The following is a 17,882-nucleotide window of genomic DNA, read 5'->3' on the forward strand; positions in this document are numbered from 1 at the left end:
CCATGGTCGGGATACTGGTCCCGCTCGACATTCTTTAGCCGGATACGCGAGGACCTAGGAAATGGCTGGGACGGCCTGACCAGGTGATCGACAGCTGCTCGCGGGCGCGAGTGGCGGAGACGAAGAGCAGAGACTGCTCCCGGCGGACGTCTGCGGCGCACTGGAGGCGGTCCTCGGTCTCTGGGGTGACAGCGCTGGGCAGCGGCATGTGCTGGGCGCCGGCTCCGACGATGGCGACAGCGCGGTACTCGAGTCCCTTAATGCGGTGCATCGTCATGACGTGGATGCCTTCGTCGGGGTCGGGGACGCGGTAGTCCTCGACCTTCACGGCGGCTAGCGTGGCGTCACGCAGTGCCTGAACAGCGCTGTCGGCGATCGCGTGGGTTCGGGCTACGACGGCGATCTCGTGGGGCTTGATCCCTTCCTGCTGCCAGATGTCTACGCGCTTGGCCAGCGCTGTCATCTCCTCGGAGGGGGTGCGATAGCCGGTGGTTTCAGGTCTGGCCCCCGCCAGGACGGAGCGGTATCCGCGCAGATGCTCCGGGCTTCCGTCGAGGTCGTCGAACTTGGAGTCGCCGAGCAGGTTCAGGGATGCGGCGAGGATTTGCCGGGTGGTGCGGTAGTTGAGGGTCAGCCGCTTGGAACGGCCACGGATCTTGATGCCGTGAGCACTCAAGGACGTCCGATTGTCGTAGATCCGTTGGTGAGCGTCGCCGACGATGAACAGGTCGTCGTCCCCTTCGGGGACCAGCGCGCGCAGCAGTTTCCAGTGGGCGGCGTGCAGGTCCTGCGCCTCGTCCACGACGATGTGCCGGTACGGCCGCTCCTCGTCGGACCAGCCTGAGGCGATCCGGGCTGCCTGAACGGCGAGCTGGGTGACGCCGGCGGCCTTTTCGCGGTCGAGTCTGCGCTCGAATTCCTCGACGAGGGACCAGACCTGGGCGCGTTCGGGGCGGTTGAGGCGTCGTCCGCGCCCGGCGCGGCTGGCGGCGAAGTACTCGTCGCGGCTGCGGATGTCCTGCGCCAGCACGACCTGCTTCCACTCGGCGTCGAGGAAACGGCCGTCGAAGCGAGGCGTTTGCTGCTCCTGGGAGAGTTCGATCCAGCGGTTGAGGATCTCGCCGTCCTTGAGCCTGCTGGGCGCTTCCGCGCCGAAGGTCTCCTTCACGGTGCCGTAGGCGACCTTGTCGATGTTCCGTACATCGACCTTTGCGAGCAGCTGGGCGCCGCCAAGGTCCTTGAGCATGGACTTGAGCAGGTTGGCGAGGTTGGTGGTGAAGGTGGTGAGCAGGATGGCCTGCCCGGCGGGCAGGCGTTCTGCGAGGGCCTTGACGCGGTGCAGGGCCACGACGGTCTTACCTGTTCCAGGCCCTCCGGTGACGCGGACGGAGCCCTTGTAGGGGCTCTTGCGCTCGGCCAGCGCCCGCTGTGCCGGGTGCAGGAAGATCCGCCAGGCTGACAGGGGCTCGGTGAGGATCCGCCCGAACTCGGCGAAGTCGCCGGTGACCACGAAGGCTTCCTTGGTGGCAGGGCGTTCGATCGCGGCCTCATAGTCCTGGGTGTCGACTTTGTCAGAGGTGGCCGCGAGTGAACTGACTTGTTCCCAGACCTCTTCGACGGACATGCCGTCGGCAAGGCACAGGATCACGTCGCGAGCCAGCTTGGGAAGGGTCTCGACGATGCCGAGGACCGCGTCCTCGCTGCGGATCTCGCGGAGCGCCGGAACGATGGAGGTGTGGACGCCCAGTCGTTCGAAGTCAGCGTCGGAGACGCCGGCGAACAGCGAGGGGGTGTCGGGCGCGATGTCGGCGGCCTTCGGCTGTCCGCTGAGCGTGCCATAGAGGCTGCCGAGATTGATCAGCTCGATCCCGCCGGTGACCTTGTTGATGTCGAAGAGGATGTTCGCGGCGAAGTCGTAGGCGTCGTCGTGAGGCAGCACTGCGACCAGGTAGTAGATGCGGTCGGCGTAGTGCATGAGCACGGCCCGGTAGTTGTCGGTGACGCGTGCGGTGCGGACCCTCTTGTCCTTGGCGCCTTTCGGCGGCTTCAGGTTGAGGCCGTTGGAGTCCGGGTCGCGCTGCATCTTCATGATGAACTGCAGCACCTGCGGCTGGACGGAGCCGTCCAGCGCGTCATAGGACTTCCCGAAGACGTCCGCCATGATCACCTTGGCGCCGGACATCAGTTCCCCTCCAACTTCTTGATGAGCTCAGTTACATTCACGGCGCTGGCTCTCGCGACATACCACCCGTCGCGTGCGAAGAGGGCATCTCGCTGCTCGTCCAGGTCGATGAAGATGGCGACCTTCTCGTCTGGCCAGGCGAGTTCGGCCTGCATCGCCTGGTCTCCGTACTCGAAGCCGACTTCCGGAACGTCGATGCGTCCATGGCGGGCTTCCTTGACGAGAGCGAGCAGGACGTCCTCGACCTGGGACGAGGCCCATTCGATCGCTTCGGTCCATGCCTGGGGCAGCGGCTGTGGGGCTCCTGCCTCTGTGGGCAGCGCACTGGTCAGGAGAGCCACAGTGTGCGGATCGACCTGGTCGCTGGTGGATACCGCGACCTGGTGGAAGGAGCGGGGGAGCTCGTCGCCAGCGGCGGGCTGCAGGAACTGCAGCAGGTTCGACCAGCGCAGCCAGTCCGCCCAGCAGTCCTTGTGCCCGTTGCCTGTGATGGCTTCCGGCCGGTCGTCGAGCACGGCCAGCGCAGACCATGCCCGCATGTCCGGTTGCTTGCTGCGCGGCTCAGGCCGACGGTCCAGCAGGCCGATGATCCGCGTCTGGCCGGTGGCGCGGGCGTCGAACGCGACGGCCTCTGCAGCCGCGGCCGAGGCCGACAGGTTCGCGCCGCGCAGTACGTCGGGAAGCGCTCGTCCGGTCTCTTCGCGGTCCACCGGCTGGGGGCGCGCGGCTGCTCCGAAGCCGCCCAGCAGGCCGGCTGCCCTTCGAGCCCACTTGGCCCGGTCGGGGTCGGCGAGGAACTCCAGCAGGGTCTCGACCGGGTTGCGCAGCACCGGGTCGAGGGTGTCGTCGGGGCGGGCCTGGCCGACCAGGCTTTGGTGGATCTGGCGGGCGAGCTGGAGTGCGGCATCTGTGTGAAGTGGCCTGGTGTGAGCACGAACCTGCTGCCCTTCCGCGGCGCTGCCGACACCTGCTGCCCACGTCATGACGTCGTCCCAGGTCAGCTGCCACACCAATACTCCGTCCGCCCGGAGGGCCGCTCGCTTGGCGGCGTCGTCGGCGATGCGGTTGACCTTCTCACTCGCGTGGAAGGCGAAGCCGTCGAGGAAGACCGCGACCCGTTCCGCTGGGCCGTCGGTCCGCTCCAGGAGGAAGTCGGGTTCGCTGGGCACGGAGGTGTTCAACCGTACGTGGTCCCGCATGCGCCAGCGCGTGGCCGCATCACCGCGGGTGAAACGGAGTTCGTGCTCCACTCCGCCCTGGCCGGCCTTGGCGGCGACCGATCCGTCCTCCTCGTCCCTGCGGCCCCAGGTGATGAGGGTGCGGACGAACCGGTCCTCCAACTCGCTATCGACGAGCTGGTCGATGCGTACGCCAGAGAGAGTGTCGACCGCTTCGACCGCCCAGTCCTTGAGGATCTCGTCCAGGAGTTCCTTCGCAATGCGCAGCGAGACGTGCGGGTGTTCGCTGCTGGATACGAAGGGGAGCAGACAGCGGTGGCAGGGCGTGCGCTGCTCCTCCTTCTGGCAGGGGCAGTCCCGTAGCGCTGCCTGTGCCAGGGTCAGAACGCGGTGCAGCACCGCGGCGTCGGCCAAGTGCTCCAGGTAGCCGGTGCCGCCGGGCATCGAGTCGTGCAGGACGAGGAACCGCCGTCGCAGTTCCTGACTATCGCCGGGCATGCTGTCAGTGACCACACGGATGTGATCGGGAGCGCCGCCGAAGTGCTTGGTGATGCCCAGGAGCAGGGCCGCCTTGAAGGAGATGAGGCGGTCGGCGAGGTCCATCGTGGAGACGGGCAGCAGGATGCGCAGCGCCTGGGTGGTGAGCTCGTGGGCGAGCAGCAGCTTCTCTGTCGGCTCGTGGGTGACGCCGTCGTCACGGTGTGAGCACCAGTACGCGTGCCGGGTGCCGATCCGCTGGGCCGAGGGGTCCCATGCCTGCGGGTGGGTGCCGCGCACACCTCCGCATTCCAGGCACGTCTCGAAGCCGGAGACCTGGACGTCTTCTCCGCGGATCGCGTGGGTCGACCCAGGTGCGGCTGATGGTCCGAGGTTGATCGTGCGGATCGTCGCCACGCGGGCGAACTCGACGCCGAAGGGCAGGCCGCTGCCAGAGCGGCGCCACGCCCTCAGCCCTTGCGGCTGGTCCTTGTCGATGTCGACGAGCGTGACCACGTCGAACTGTTTGCGCTCGCGTTCGTCCCGCTCGTCGGTCAGCCGGGCGTCTTCGCGTCGCTCGCGGGCGAGGACCCGCTCGGGCACCAGCACCTTGTGTACGGCCCCCGGGTCGGCGATCTGCGGTGCCTTGCAGCGCGGGCAAGCGGTGATGTCGAGCCCGGTTTCCTCGGTGGCCACGAATCCGCATTCGGGGCAGAACCGCCACAGGGCGTACGCGGTCTCGCCGCCGCCGACACCGGTGCCGAGGTCCACGGTGCTGACGATGAACTTGTAGCCGTCGCTGTGGAAGATGTTGCCGGGGGCAAGTTCGGTCAGCGCGAGCCGGGAGCCGCGGCCGTAGTCGGTCGAGCTCTCGTCGAACTCCCCGTCGCTGTCCTTCCACCACAAGGTGGCGTCTAGGACGGTCGCGTCGTCGTGGAGGGTGTAGTTGGGCAGCAGGCCAAGCCGCACCAGGGCGTTGATCGAGTTCTCCGAGACGAGGGCGTCCCGGCGCTTGCGTACGGTCCGCTGCTCGGCGAAGAGCTGGCGGCGCTGCTTGTCGCGTTCGGGATCACCAGAAGCGGTAGACAGCGCGTCGAAGGCCCGGCCGATCTGCCGCATCCTCGAGCGCAGGGCAGCCACTCGCTTGTTCCACGCGCTGGCCGCGGCTCCGACGGCTTCCTCCAGGCCCTGGGCGGCGAAGTGCTGGACACCCTGGGCCGCGGCCGAGGCCATCGCGGGGAACAGAGCGATGAACGCGGCGGACAGCTGGGCATGGCGAGCGCCCGCCACGTCGAGGAAACGCCTGAACCAGCCGTCCTCGGCCAGGCCATGTCCGAAGAGCTCGCCGATGCGCGGCGGCATGGGTCGTTCGGGGATCGACGTGCCTTCCCACAGGCTGCGGTCCGCGGCGCGGTCGAAGAGGAAGGCTAGGTACTGGCGGCGCAGGATCTCCGAGGCGTCCAGGTAACAGTCCGGCGGGATGATCCGGCCCGCCAACATCTGCTCCGGAACGTGCAGGTAGTAGTGGCTTCGGGCGCCTCGCGGTACGAACGTGACGGTGAGCGAGTTGCCGGTGCTGCGGCCCGCCCGGCCGATCCGCTGCGCATAGTTGGCAGGTGCGGGCGGCATGGAGGCGAGGAGTACTGCCGACAAGTCGCCAATGTCGATGCCGAGTTCAAGGGTGGGCGTGCAGGTGAGAACGTTCGGGTCGAAGGCCGAGGCCCGGTTCTTGAAGGCAGCTTCGACACGCTCACGCCGCTCCCGGCTGAGCGCACCAGTGTGTTCCGCGGTCAGTACGTCGCCCGGACGGTCGATGGTGTACAGGTGCCGGTAGTAGTCGGCGGTGTAGTCGCGGTCGTCCTCCACGAAGTGGCCCGAGCAGTGGAATCGCAGGCACGCGGTGCCCAGCCAGCCCTCGCGGCGGCTCGGTGGCACGGTCTGCCGCCAGGTGCAGGTGTCGCAGCGCACTCCGCACGCGTTCACGCCGTCTTCCCCGCTTGGTGCGGCAGTGTCGTCGATGCGGTGTATGAGGACGTTGCGGGGCTTGAGCGCGTAAACGAGCGCGCCGCCCTCGGCGTGGTAGGTGGCCAGGATTTCGCGCTGGGCGAGCAGCTTCATGGCGAGCTCGGCCACCGCGCGTGCCTCGCGCCGGTCGCAGCCCAGCGAACGGTGACCCCAGTCCGCGAACCAGGTGTTGTCGCGGGTCAGTGAGTCGAAGCCGGTGGTGCGGGTGCCGCCCGACACGGGGAAAGCGGGGGCAGCGAGGCCCCTCGGAAAGGCAGGCATACCGGTGGGACGGCCGCCCCAGACCGGCCAGCGTCTTGCGCCGGCCTGCCGGATGTACTCCTGCAGCCAGGGGTGATACAGAGCGCCGCGCAGGCGGAGGCGCTCGGCCAGACCGCGCAGGAATACCGCGTACGCCCCGTCGTCTGGAGGCAGTGAAATCTGCCCGGGCAGGCGCTGGTGCCGCTCCCGCAGTTCGCTGCAGAGCGCGGGCAGATCCTTGAGGTCGACCTCCGCGGCAGCGGTTCGGGTCAGCTCCAGCGTGCGGCCCAGGCGGGAGCGCAGACCGAACTCCATGAGGGTCTGGAAGACCATACGGCTCTGCAGCATGTCCGCGCCGGCATCGCTGAAGTCCTCTGTTTCGTCGAGGAGGGTGAGGATGTCGGGGTTCTCTCGCAGATCCGGTGGGACGATGGAGGCGAGTTCGCTGCGCTTGCCCGCGCCTGCGGCCGTAACGACAGCCTCGGCGGCGTCAGCGGCGAGGTCATGTACAGCGACAGGCTGGCCCGCCGTGAGGTGCTTGGTCAGCAGACCACGGAAGGTGAAGCCGAAGCTGCGGTTGGCGATGAACGCGGCGCGGTGGGTGGCGTCCTGAACCGAGTCGGTGAACACGAGCAGCTTCCGCTCGTCGCCGGCGAGTCCCCGGTCGGAGAAGAGCTGCGTGGTGGTGACCGAGGCGAGAGTGGCGGTGCCGGCACCGAGGAAGCGCATGCCGTCGTCGAGACCACACGAGGGGCACTCCTCGTCAGGGGCCGCGGGCAACGGCCCATGGGGCGTGATGACCCCGACGGTGTCCTCGGTCGGGTTGGTCGTCAGCCGCTCATTCTCAGCGTGCAGGTGCAGTACGGGGAACTCGTCCGGGCGAGCCCGCAGCATCCAGCGTACGGCCCGCTTCTTCTGCGCCGAAGCCTTGTAGATCTCCAGGGTGTTCGTCTTGAGCTGCTGCCACTCCAATTCCGTGGACAACGCAGCCCAGCCGGACCGCCCGCAATGACGGCAGTAAACGGCAGGAAGATGCCGCCGGTAGGGCGGCCCAACAGGGCGACGCGACGCATCGGTCCGCTCTCCGCTCTCCCCAGCGCTGTCGACCTCCGCCGGCTGATAGATGGCGAGGTTGGCGGGGTTCGGCCGGGAGTCTCCGGTCGGCCCGTCATCGTCGTACCAGCGAAAGTGTGGCTCGGAGGTCGCAGCACGGATGACGCGCCGGACCTCACGCACCCATAGCTGGGCCTCAACCCGCAGGAACGGGCCGGGCTTCCCTGTCACCGGGTGCGGGGTACGGGCATGGGAGATCAGGGCGAGAATCCGTGCGAAGGCGAGCTCGACGAGCCGAGGGTCACTGCGTGCGGCCTCGTCCCAGGCCGGTCCGCCACCGCGCTGGGCGAACTCGCGCGCGACGTCGGGGATGCTGACCGGGCTGCTCCCGGCCACGTCGAGGATCGCCTTGACGAGGATGTGCTGCTTGAGCTTGGCACCGATCTGCATCGGATCACTCAGGGGTTGGCCGAGCATGAGCTGGGCCAGCTCTTCAAGGGCCGACTCGTCGTCCAGCGGGTCGGGCAGCGCAGCCAGCGCCCCAGGCACCGGCGAGGGGAGCAGGAAGTCAGGGTCGGTGACGACCTCTCCGGGCAGCAGCCGGTCCTCTCCGATGAGCGCGGCGTCGGGGAACGGTGTACCGAAGACTTTCTCCGCGAACTCACGCAGCAGTTCCCGGTCGGACCTCTCAGGCCCCTCCAGAGCCAGCGACGACGTGCTGCTGGGCATTCCCCCGCCGAGCGTCGCCGACGTTGCCACAGGCGTGATGTCGCCGAGGGGGCGGCCCTCACGGGCTGCCCCGGTGGCTGCGCCGAGGCGCCGCAACAGCATCGCCACGTCGGTGCCCTGGGCACCGTCGTAGGTGTGGAACTCGTCGAGGACGACGAAGGCGAGTGAATCTGATTTCCAGAGCGGGGCATCCGGAATGCGCTGGAGCAGGAGGTCCAGCATCTTGTAGTTGGTCAGCAGGATGTCTGGCGGGTCGGAGCGGATTGCGTCCCGATCGGTGATCAGGTGCTTGATGGTGGGATCGCCGGTGAGTGATGTCGCGCCGGTGTCGCGGCCGTACGAGCCGGGCTCGTTCTCGTCTTCGTCCGAAGCCGAACGCGGTCCGGAGGCGCCGCCGATGTAGATGCCGGCGGTGACGTCCTTCAGCGCCGGCTCCGTACCGAGGAAGTCGTCGATTCGGCGAGCCTGGTCATCAGCCAGGGCGTTCATCGGGTACAGCAGCAGGGCCTTGACACCTTGCTGTCCCGCGGCGCGAGCACGAGCGCAGTGGTCCAGGATCGGTACGAGGAACGACTCAGTCTTGCCGGACCCGGTGCCGGTGGTGACGATGGTCGGCTCCGGCCGCCGCCCCGCCTTCGAGGACAGCCGCTGCCAGGCCGCAGCTTGGTGCGTGTACGGCGTGAAGTGCTTCGGGCACCAGTCGAGCGCATCCTCCCAACCTGGGCCTGCCTCCCGGAAGGGAGTGCGCACACGCAGATACGGCCCCCGGAACAGCCGGCTGTCTGGCCGCTCCAGGAACGCGTCGAGCTCATCGCGTACGTCGTCATCGGCGAGAGCGAAGCTCGTCGTCAGGTAGGTGGCGAGGGCGCGGCGAAGGTCCTCGGCGACCAGAGAGGGCAGCATGACGGCGTCTTACCTGCTTTCTACCGGGACGTCGGCGAGGAGCTGCTCGGCTTCGGCCGAGCCGAGGAGGTTGCCGTGATCCCCGTGCTCGGCCGAGTACGCGGCGTAGTCGCCGTACTCGCCGGCAAGCAGTCGCGCGGTGAAGTCCGCATGGGCCCGGGTCATCTCGGCCTCACGGTCGGGCTTCACCCAGCCCTCGGGAGCCTCGGGCGTCGGGTCGCCGGCACGAGCAGCCTTCACCCATGCCTTGACGAAGACTGCCTCCTCCGGCGTCTGACGAACACCCACGTTGTGTGTGGCCGCCCCGATCTTGTGGCCGTCAGCCGCGTAGAACGCCTCCCACTCATACTTGCGCAGCACTGCGAACTGAGAGCGGTACATGGCACACAGCTGCTCGGCACTGAGACCGAGCATCACAGCCACGAGCGCATCAATCTCCACAAGGGCCATCCGGCGGTCGTACTCGGTGCGCAACGGCGTGGCCATGGACCAAGCCTCGCTCACCTGCTGGAGTGCAGGACGGGAGGTGGCGGGATCGGTCCAATGGTCTTTGAGCCAGATGGGGTCGAAAAGCTCCTCCCACAAGGGGGCGTAGTCACGCGTAAGGCAGTTGAGGCGAAGGGTGCGCAGCAGGAGAGGGGTGGCAAGAGGGTGGGAGAGGGGCGTGGGGAAACTACGGGCTAGCTCGATATTGACCTTGGAGGTGCCTGAGACCTTGACCAAGTAGTCGAAGGCGAGCGAGGCCCAGAGACCAGCCACGATGCCGGTGCCTCGGTTTGAGTCGAGGGCCAGGGTGTGAACTGCATCTACGTGAGTTGGTCCTGGAGGCAACAGAGCAGGCTGAAGTGAGCGCTCCGTATTCGACGTGATCATCCTGCGCCATGTGACTCGGTAGAAGTCCCCCGAGGGCACATCGTCCCACGACCGGCGCGCCGCAGCGAAGTCCACCTTCGAGCATGCCCTCGCGTAATTGGTACGGGGCACCAGTGTCTCGGGCAGCATTTCCAGGTCCCAGTCGGTGTAGTCCTTGTTGGACTTGCATCCTGGGTTGGGCTGCTTGGCGAAGGGAGTAGCGACTGAGAAATGAGGGCCCTGGAGAACGGCCTCGTCCCATGAAGCATGGACGGCGCTCCGCTTCTCGATAACTCCCTTCTCCCTGGAGGTTTTCTCGTTCAATTCGGATGACCACCAATAGACGTGATCATGTAGCCGCTCGCCAAATGCCGCGAGGACTCGCAGGGCTTGGTTGTCTTCGACTGTCACCGGGCGCAGCACCCTGGCCTGCTCGGCTGGAGTTCCAGGCTCGTCGATGACGGCGGCCCAACTGGCGAGGACCCGCAGATCAACCGGAACGATACGGTCCCGGTGAGGACGGACGTCCCAACCGCCCTCGGGAAACTGGATCCCCGGCAGTGCTCCTTCGCCGCTGTGCGTGAAGGAGTCGTCCACCGTTGAGGGGTGGACGGCGCGGGCGATCTGCAGAAAACGGATCTCGCGCGGGGGACCGTATACGCTCACCCCGAAGGGCTTGTTGTTGTCGACATCTTCAAACAGCAGAATGTTGTTGCCGTATTGGAAGTGGCGTCGGAGCCTTGCGTAAGTGGCAGCGCGAAAAGAACCGCCCCTGGGGAAGAAGAAGTGGTTTTCCTCGTGGATCAGCGCGGTCGTACCTCTTGGGCGCATGCTCCGCCAGGTGCGCTCCATGAAATTGAGGTAGAGGTTGGTTCGAAGTCCATTCAGCATTGGGTGGTCCACAGCCGAGCCTAGGTGTGCGTCGCTACCGACCCAGGAAGAGAGGTCTGCGAGGTAGGCCCGCAATGCCTCAGGTTCGGACAGTGCCATCGCCCGCCGTTCAGCTCTGACGCCCTCGGATGCTTGCTTCTCCAAGCCGAACCAGGCGTCGTACTCTGCTACTGCGAGATCGTCTCTCCACTCGGAGTTGAGCCACGGCGGGTTCCCCACCTGAAGGTCGAAGCCGCCTTGGCTGAAGATATGGGCGAACTCCAGCTCCCAGTGGAAGAAGCCTTCCCGACGACTGATCGCGTCGATCTCGCTCAGCCAGGGGAAGCGCAGGGCGATCGCTGGCATCTCCGCGCACTGGCTCATCAGCCGGTCGTTGGAGTCGTCCACGGCGAGTTGGTCGAAGTCACCAGTGTCGCCGAAGAGACCGAAGAGGTCGTCGTGTCCTGCGGCGCTAGCCTTCTTGACCCCCTTTGCCTTGGCGGCCTTCGCTTTGGCGGGTGGGACGCCGAGGACGGCCTCGCAGAAGTCGAGCCATTCGACGAGGTCCGGGGGCTCGGGTGTATCGTGCTGGCCCACTGGCCAGAACCAAAGGGCGCACCAGGCGTCCATGACCAGCTTCAGTCGGCCCAGCGGGGCGCCAGGCTCTTTGAGGGCTGTCTCGATCCGCTCCCGTGAGACGGCTCCCGAGGATCGAGGCAGTGGCCGGTCTGGCTCCACCTCCCAAACGGCGATGTCACGGCTAATCTCCCTCTCGGAGATGACGAGCCGCCGCCTGGCCAGCTCCCAGAGACGCTCGACTCTGGTGGCCAGAGCCAGCAGCTGCTTGCGCTGGGCAGTGCTCGGGGTGGACGTGGCTCGACTACGCCATTCGGCAAGCTGATCCCGGTCTTCCTTGGCCAGCTCCCTGGCTTCGGCTGAGTTGGCCACTGCTCCCCAGCCCTTGGCAGGGAGCAGGAAGTGATGGATCTCCTCGCCTTCCTTGAAGCCGCCTACTTCGGAGCCTTCCCTCAAAGGGCGGTCGACTGGCACTGCGGTTAGCCACAGCTTCTTCTTCAGAGCCTCGGCTGCATAGACCGCCCGGCGCGCACCGATGAGGGAATTGCCGCGGCGCAGGTGGAGACCGAACCACGGGGCCTTGAGGCCCTCGTGCATTGCGTTGAGCCACAGCGAAACCTCGGCCAGCTCGACTGCGGTGTGGTTGAGGTCGACGCCGTAGCAGTTGTGGAGGGCCAGGTACGCCTTGACCTTCTGCAGTTCTGCCTCGTATTGGTCCGGCGGCAGCTGCATGTCCTGGCCGCGCTCCACAGAGAGCTCATTCATACGGCGGCGCAGATATTCGGCGGCCAGCTGGTTGATGGCCTCGTTGAGGAACGCTCCCGAACCGAGGGCTGGCTCGCACACCACCAGGTTCAGGATGTCGCGAGCTGGTGTGGTATCGCCGTCCTGGTCGAGCAGTTCGGCCAGTGCGTGCATGACCGTGCTGCGGGTGAGGACCTCGGGGGTGTAGTACGAGGCGGAGCGCTGTCGCTCGCGGCCAGAGAGGCGGTAGACGAAGGAGCCCTTCTTGTGCTCGACCCGCCTGGGTACGCCCGTGATCTCGTCGGGGCGCTTGACGAAGACTTCGTCGTCGTAGTTGTCGGCTTCGCGCTGGGGGACGACCCATGTGCCGGCCAGCCCGTCCGAGTCAGGCTTGGCTACCTCGTACAGGTCCTCGGAGGCGAAGAACCCGGTGTACGACATCAGGCCCTCGTACACCGCGCCAAGTTGGTTGATGCCGAGCTGGGCGTAGGAGATGAAGCCTTTGCCGGTGCCGTGGCTCAGCATGAGGCGGTTCAGCACCCGCCACAGAACCTTGTTGCGCAGCCGGGTGTCGACGCGCTGGCCGTCGATGCGTACCGATCCGATCAGCGGCGTGGCATTCGCGTGGAACAGGTCACTGCGCAGGGACTCGAAGCGGATGCCGTCCGCGTCCCATCGGGTGCCGCTCGGCTCCTTCTCTTCCAGTGCGCGGTGCCCCTGGTCGACGAGACGGAACAGCAGATCCAACGACTCGTGGAAGTGGAAGCCGTCTTGAGCCTCGTCCGGAAGGTCGTACGAGGCGAGTTCACCGAGTCGGCCGAGCCCGTAGCCGTCCTGGTAGGCGTCGTCCTTGCTAGGCAGGATGCCCAGTTCCGGTCGGGCTTCTGCGTACAGCAGGAACAGAATGCGGTAGAGGTAGCGCAGCGATTCGCGGGTGAGCCGGTTGGCGAGTTCGGTGCTGTCACCGAGCTCGGAGGGGTCTCCATCCTGATCGTGGATGCGGTCCAGGATCTCTTGGGCGATCAGCTCGACGGACTGTCGCAGGCCCTCCCGCAGCTCTTTGGAGACGCCGACGGCGTGCTTGCGACCCTTGTCGACGAGGCTGTCCAGGAATCCAGCGGCGCCGCCTTCCGTCAGCAGGGACTCCGCACCGAACAGGGCCGAGACGGCCTCCAGTTCGCCGCCGTCGGCGGCAAGGTTGCGGTCAAGCGCAGCGTCGATGCTGACGCCCAGGAAGCGACCCTCGTGCCACGCGGTGCGGTCGGCGAGCAGCACGGCACCGCCGGCGAGCAGGAGTACGAACCTGGGCGCGTAAGCGTCCTCGCTGCCGAAGAGGAAGGTGACAGCATCTGCCGCGCTGGTGATCTCGGTTCTGCCGTCGAGGGCGATGGGAGCGAGCAGCTGCGCGCCGCCGTCTTCGATGTCTGAGGCGACGAGTTCGGCGTCTGTGCTCCAGGTGACGTCCAGCGCGATCAGCTCGACGCCCCCCGGGCCCTTCACCGCGAAGGCGACGGGGACTTCGCGGGGCTTGTCGCCGTGCATGACCTCGAAGACACACCGCTGGACCCTGGTGTGGGTGTCGTCCTCGCGTTCCGGAGGCTCGTCTCCACGGGGGATGTAGGCGAGCGCGGCGAGCAGAGCGTCGTTGAGCTTGCGCAGCTCGGATCCGCCAAAGTCGTCTTTCTCGGTGATACGGACCTTGGCCTTGAAGTAGTCGCGGCCCAGGTTCCTCATGCCCGAACGAGATGTGGGCTGTCCGGCCCGGTCCGCTGCTGTCCAGCGTTTACGCAGGTCAGCGAGGTCCTTGGCGAAGAGCTCGGCGAGGTAGTGGGCGGAGATGTACTCACCGCGGTTGATGATCGCTTCGAATGCCACGGTGGTCACGCACCCTTCTGTTCACCGGTTGCGGCGGCGGGGGCCAGTACCCCGATGACGCGGATCATCGAATCGCCCTGGGTGGCGAGCTGCTCGATCAGCTGCTCGACCTCTATCGCGGTGGTCTCCACCCGCTGTTCCTCGTGCTCGCGTCGGATGCCGAGGGTGAGCTGCTCGAACGTCGACTGGCTCGCCTTGCGCCAGGCTGCCAGGCGCTTCTCGTACTCGGCCAGTTGCTCGATCAGCGGTTCTTCCTGGCTGCTACGTAGAGTGAGCAGGTGCTGCCGTGTGGCCTCGACCGCACGCGGCACCAGATCGCGTAGGGCATCGATGTCCCCAGCGAAGGGCCGGTTGAGCATCTTCGGTTGCACGCCGGCGCGCTCCAGGACTCCGACCAGGTCGTCATCGAACACGGGGGTGCCGCGTTCCAGTCCGGTCACGCAGGACCAGGCGAGGACTGTCGGGTGGCCCTTGGCGTTGGAGTACATGCCCTGCATCAGGAACACCGGCCCAGGGACGTTGGCCGTGATGACGGGCGCGGCGTTGCGGGTGAGCCGGACCAGGACCTTGTCGGTGAGCCACTCCACCACCGGGTGCTGGTCTGTGAGGTAACTGACGTCGGGCCAGCCGGAGGTCTCGCGCCGCTCCTGCTTTGTGACGGCGCCCTTGGTCCTCTCGCCGCTGCGCTCGCGGGCGCGGTCCAGGCGCTGCTGAGCGAACCCGGGATCGAAGGTGACCCTGAGCTTGTCGAGCACTCCACGCTCGTCCAGGTAGGTCTGCGGGAGGACGAGGAGGCGCCGCTGCAGTTCGCGGTCCGGGGCGAAGGAGAGCATCTCGGGGTAGTCCTTGTCCCACGCCTTCCCGATCTTCTCCTCGGGGTTGCCGTAGACCTCGTCGAGTGCCTCCTCGACGAAGGCCCGTGTCGAGGCGAACAGCTGCGGCACGCGGTAGTTGGCCCCCGACCCGTCGACGGTGTGGTGGGCCATGAAGAGGCTGAAGGGATCGACCGGCTGTGCGGGGACGATCTCGTCGAACATCCGCCCATCCGCGAGCCCCGCCTTGATCGCGGTCTCCTCCGCCTCCTCGTCGCGTAGCCCGAGGATGGAGGCGGCCTCACCGAGCGTGCGGTGGACCTCGTCCTCGCGCTCCAGCAGCCGCCGGGAGACCAGTCGGTCCGCGGAGGGCACATCTGGGTCCTCGTCCTGGCGGACTAGAAGCAAGGCGCGGACCTCCGGGGACGTCTGCTGGCCGTACCGGTCGATACGGCCATTGCGCTGCTCGATGGTGATCAGCGACCAGGGCAGGTCATAGTGGATCATCTGGTGGCACTGACGGTGCAGGTTGACGCCCTCAGAGGCGATGTCACCCGTGAGCAGGACGCGCAGCTCACTGTCCGCAAGGCCGAAGTCCTTCACAGTCCGCTGCTGTTCGTCGTCGGGCCGGCCGCCGTGCAGCTGGCGGATCGCCCCGCGCCCGTTCTCCTCACTCGCCTTGAAGCCCAGCTCACCGGGCAGAGCGTCATGGAGCATCTGCAAGGTGGCCCGGCGCTCGGAGAAGACGACGACGCGCTTGTCGGACCCCGGCCCGACCCCCATGGCCTTCAGCTCGTCGACCAGGCGGCGGAACTTCGCCGCATCCACCACCGTGGCCTCGCCGACGAGCTGGCTCAGCCGCGTCAGCGCCGATCGCTCTGCGGCCCGCTGCGCACCCTTCTCTGGGTGCTTCTGGACCTCCTCGTTGATGCGCTCGATCCGGTTCTCCACCGTCTCGGCCAACGCCTTATGCGAGGAGAGGAAGGCTTTCAGGAGCGTATATGGAAACAGCCGGGCGCCCCTGCCGCTCACCGGAGCCGACTGGCCCGCTTCCGGCCTGATCCAAACGTCGTATAGCTCTTCGAAGATCTTCTGCTCGGCGGGGTTCGCGACGCAGTCGAAGGCCACGGGCGGCTTGCGGGTGGCCCACTTGTGGCCGATCTCCGCCGAGACGTCGGGGGACATCTTGTGCCGGCGAACGTACAGGTGGTCGAGCTGGGTCTCGTCGTAGTCGCTGGTGTCGGGGATAGCGGTCGGGTCGAGCAGGCTCAGCAGCTCACCGAACGACTCGCGCTGACCGTTATGGGGAGTGGCGCTAGCCAAGATCAGGGCATCGGTACGTGGGGCAAGCAGCCCTGCGAGCCGGTTGTTCTTGGTCCCCGTGTTGATCAGCTTGTGTGACTCGTCGATGACAACGGCGTCCCAGGTGACCTGCATGAGGTGGCTGCGCCAGCGGTCAGAGCGCAGGGTGTCGATGGAGATGATGGCGCGCTTGTAGTACGAGAAGGGGTTGCGGCCGGCCGGGATGTTCTGGCGGATGCGCTCGATGCCGGTCGAGTCCAGGCGTACGAGGGGGATCGCGAAACGCGTCCACAGCTCGTGCTGGAACTGCTCCAGGATGTGCTTGGGCGTGACGACGAGGATGCGCTCACCCCTGCCCCGGCGGATGAGTTCCGACAGCAGGAGCCCGATCTCTAGGGTCTTGCCCAGTCCGACGGCGTCGGCGATGAGCAGCCTCGGGCGCAGGCCGCGCAGCGCTGCCCTAGCAGGCTCGCGCTGGTAGGCGAGGTTGTCGAGGAGGTGCGTGCCGACGGTTGCAAGCCGCTGTTCGGACAGCGGAAGCGGGGTCTTGCGGATCAGCGCGTCAATGAATAGCCGGGAGCGGCGGCACTCCGGGGAGTCGTCAACGACCAGGTCGGTGTCCTCGGGCCGCAGAGGGGTGACCTGGTCCAGGGCTTCGTGGGCGAAGAAGACAGCTCGCTGGTCGCGTACGAGCGGGGAGATGCCGCGGACGTCTAGGCGCGTGCCGTCGTGCGAGGTCTCGGACACCTCGACGACCAGCCAGTCCTCATCCCGTGCACGAACCTGCATGCCCGCGGCGAATTTGGCTGTGCCTGCGGCGCTGGTCACCGGGTTCTCTCCTTCGATCACTGTTGAACTGCCTCGTCGTGCTCTACTGCCTGTCCCGCCGTGCACCCGGCGGAATCAGCCGCCGAAGTCAGACCGCCGATCGCGGATCTTTCCGCGCCAACGGTCAGCCCATGCCGCGCCTGCGCCACTGGACGCGCCTGCGACGGCGGGTTCCGCGGGCGATACCTCGTCCCCGAGGGCAGGACCCGCAAGACCCTCCTGAGCCGACACTGCCTCAGGAGGATCCGGCGGCACCGGAGGCGCACCTTCCACCTGCAGGACGTCCGTGAGGAACGCACCAGGCAGTGGTGGGTATAGCGGACCGCTGACGGGCACGGCGTGCTCTAGCAGCCGGTCCATGGCTGCCTCCAGCACACTGTGGGCGGTCGGCCGGTCCTCCGGAGCGTAGGACAAGGCACTGACAACGAGTCCTCGCAGGCTCTCGGGCAAGCCCGAAAGATCGGGGGGGACGTCCAGTATCCGCTGTACCGGAATATCGGCGTAAAACGGGGGGTGCCCCGTCGCCGCATGCACGAGCGTCGCGCCCAGGCTGTACACATCCGCGGCTTCACTCGCCTTGCGGGAGTCCATGGCCTGCTCCGGTGCCATGTACACGAGAGTGCCGACCGGCGCGTCGCCGGAGGTGAGGCCAGTCGCACCTCCGACATGGCAGACGCCGAAGTCGATCACGCGAGTGCCCTGTGTGGTGACCAGCACATTGCTGGGCTTCAGGTCGCGGTGGAGGAGCCGCACAGAGTGGATGTGAATCAGAGCATCGGACAGACTCGCGGCCAGCCACCACGCCCCAAGCTCACTCACCGCGCCATGCTGGTTCAGCAGTACATCGAGCGAGGGAGCGTGTACGTACTCGGTGGCAATCCAGGGCTGTTCCGCGTCCGGGTCGGCGTCCACGAGCGCCGCGGTGTGGAATCCACCGACACGTCGGATCGCCTCCAGCTCCTGCGCGAAGCGCTGACGGAAGTACGGCTGGTCTGCCAGCGCCGGCTTGATGACCTTGATCGCCACGGGGCGGGGGCTGCGGTATCCGAGGTAGACGACGCCCATCGCGCCCTGGCCGAGGCGCTGGGTCAGCCGAAAGCCCGCGATCTCTCGGGGGTCGTTCTCCCGCAGCGGCTCGAACACCATCGCCCCCCGTTCCGCGACCGGGCAGATGAAGGCGAAATGCGCCGGACGCGATGCGTCACACGTCAACGACGCTGAGATTATCAGTGGCAC

General features: G+C 66.9%; 5 protein-coding genes. All 5 read right to left on the reverse strand.

Translation table 11 applies throughout. The features are described 5' to 3' along the window. Window positions 1-34: 34 nt before the first annotated feature. The gene (locus tag BEK98_RS01015; protein ID WP_094214394.1) at window positions 35-2,182 is read right to left on the reverse strand and encodes a UvrD-helicase domain-containing protein; all 2,148 of its coding nucleotides are present in this window, start codon (window positions 2,180-2,182) and stop codon (window positions 35-37) included. After that, complete coding sequence (locus BEK98_RS01020) at window positions 2,182-8,787, reverse strand: DEAD/DEAH box helicase (protein ID WP_094214395.1); 6,606 nt, start codon at window positions 8,785-8,787, stop codon at window positions 2,182-2,184. Before BEK98_RS01020 ends, BEK98_RS01015 begins: the two co-directional genes overlap by 1 nt. 9 nt (window positions 8,788-8,796) lie before the next feature. Next, entirely contained in the window at window positions 8,797-13,713 is a 4,917-nt protein-coding gene (locus tag BEK98_RS01025) for an Eco57I restriction-modification methylase domain-containing protein (RefSeq protein WP_244201693.1), read from the reverse strand. Further along, the gene (locus BEK98_RS01030; RefSeq protein ID WP_208642971.1) at window positions 13,710-16,646 is read right to left on the reverse strand and encodes a DEAD/DEAH box helicase; all 2,937 of its coding nucleotides are present in this window, start codon (window positions 16,644-16,646) and stop codon (window positions 13,710-13,712) included. The genes BEK98_RS01025 and BEK98_RS01030 overlap by 4 nt, the downstream gene beginning before the upstream one ends. A 75-nt stretch (window positions 16,647-16,721) precedes the next feature. Beyond that, entirely contained in the window at window positions 16,722-17,882 is a 1,161-nt protein-coding gene (locus BEK98_RS01035) for a serine/threonine-protein kinase (RefSeq protein WP_244201694.1), read from the reverse strand.

This window comes from Streptomyces diastatochromogenes, from assembly GCF_002242805.1.
Taxonomy (GTDB): domain Bacteria; phylum Actinomycetota; class Actinomycetes; order Streptomycetales; family Streptomycetaceae; genus Streptomyces; species Streptomyces diastatochromogenes.

Coding starts and splice junctions, on each gene's coding strand:
- BEK98_RS01020 (WP_094214395.1), bottom strand. CDS start 8,787: ATGCTGCCCTCTCTGGTCGCCGAGGACCTTCGCCGCGCCCTCGCCACC.
- BEK98_RS01015 (WP_094214394.1), bottom strand. CDS start 2,182: ATGTCCGGCGCCAAGGTGATCATGGCGGACGTCTTCGGGAAGTCCTAT.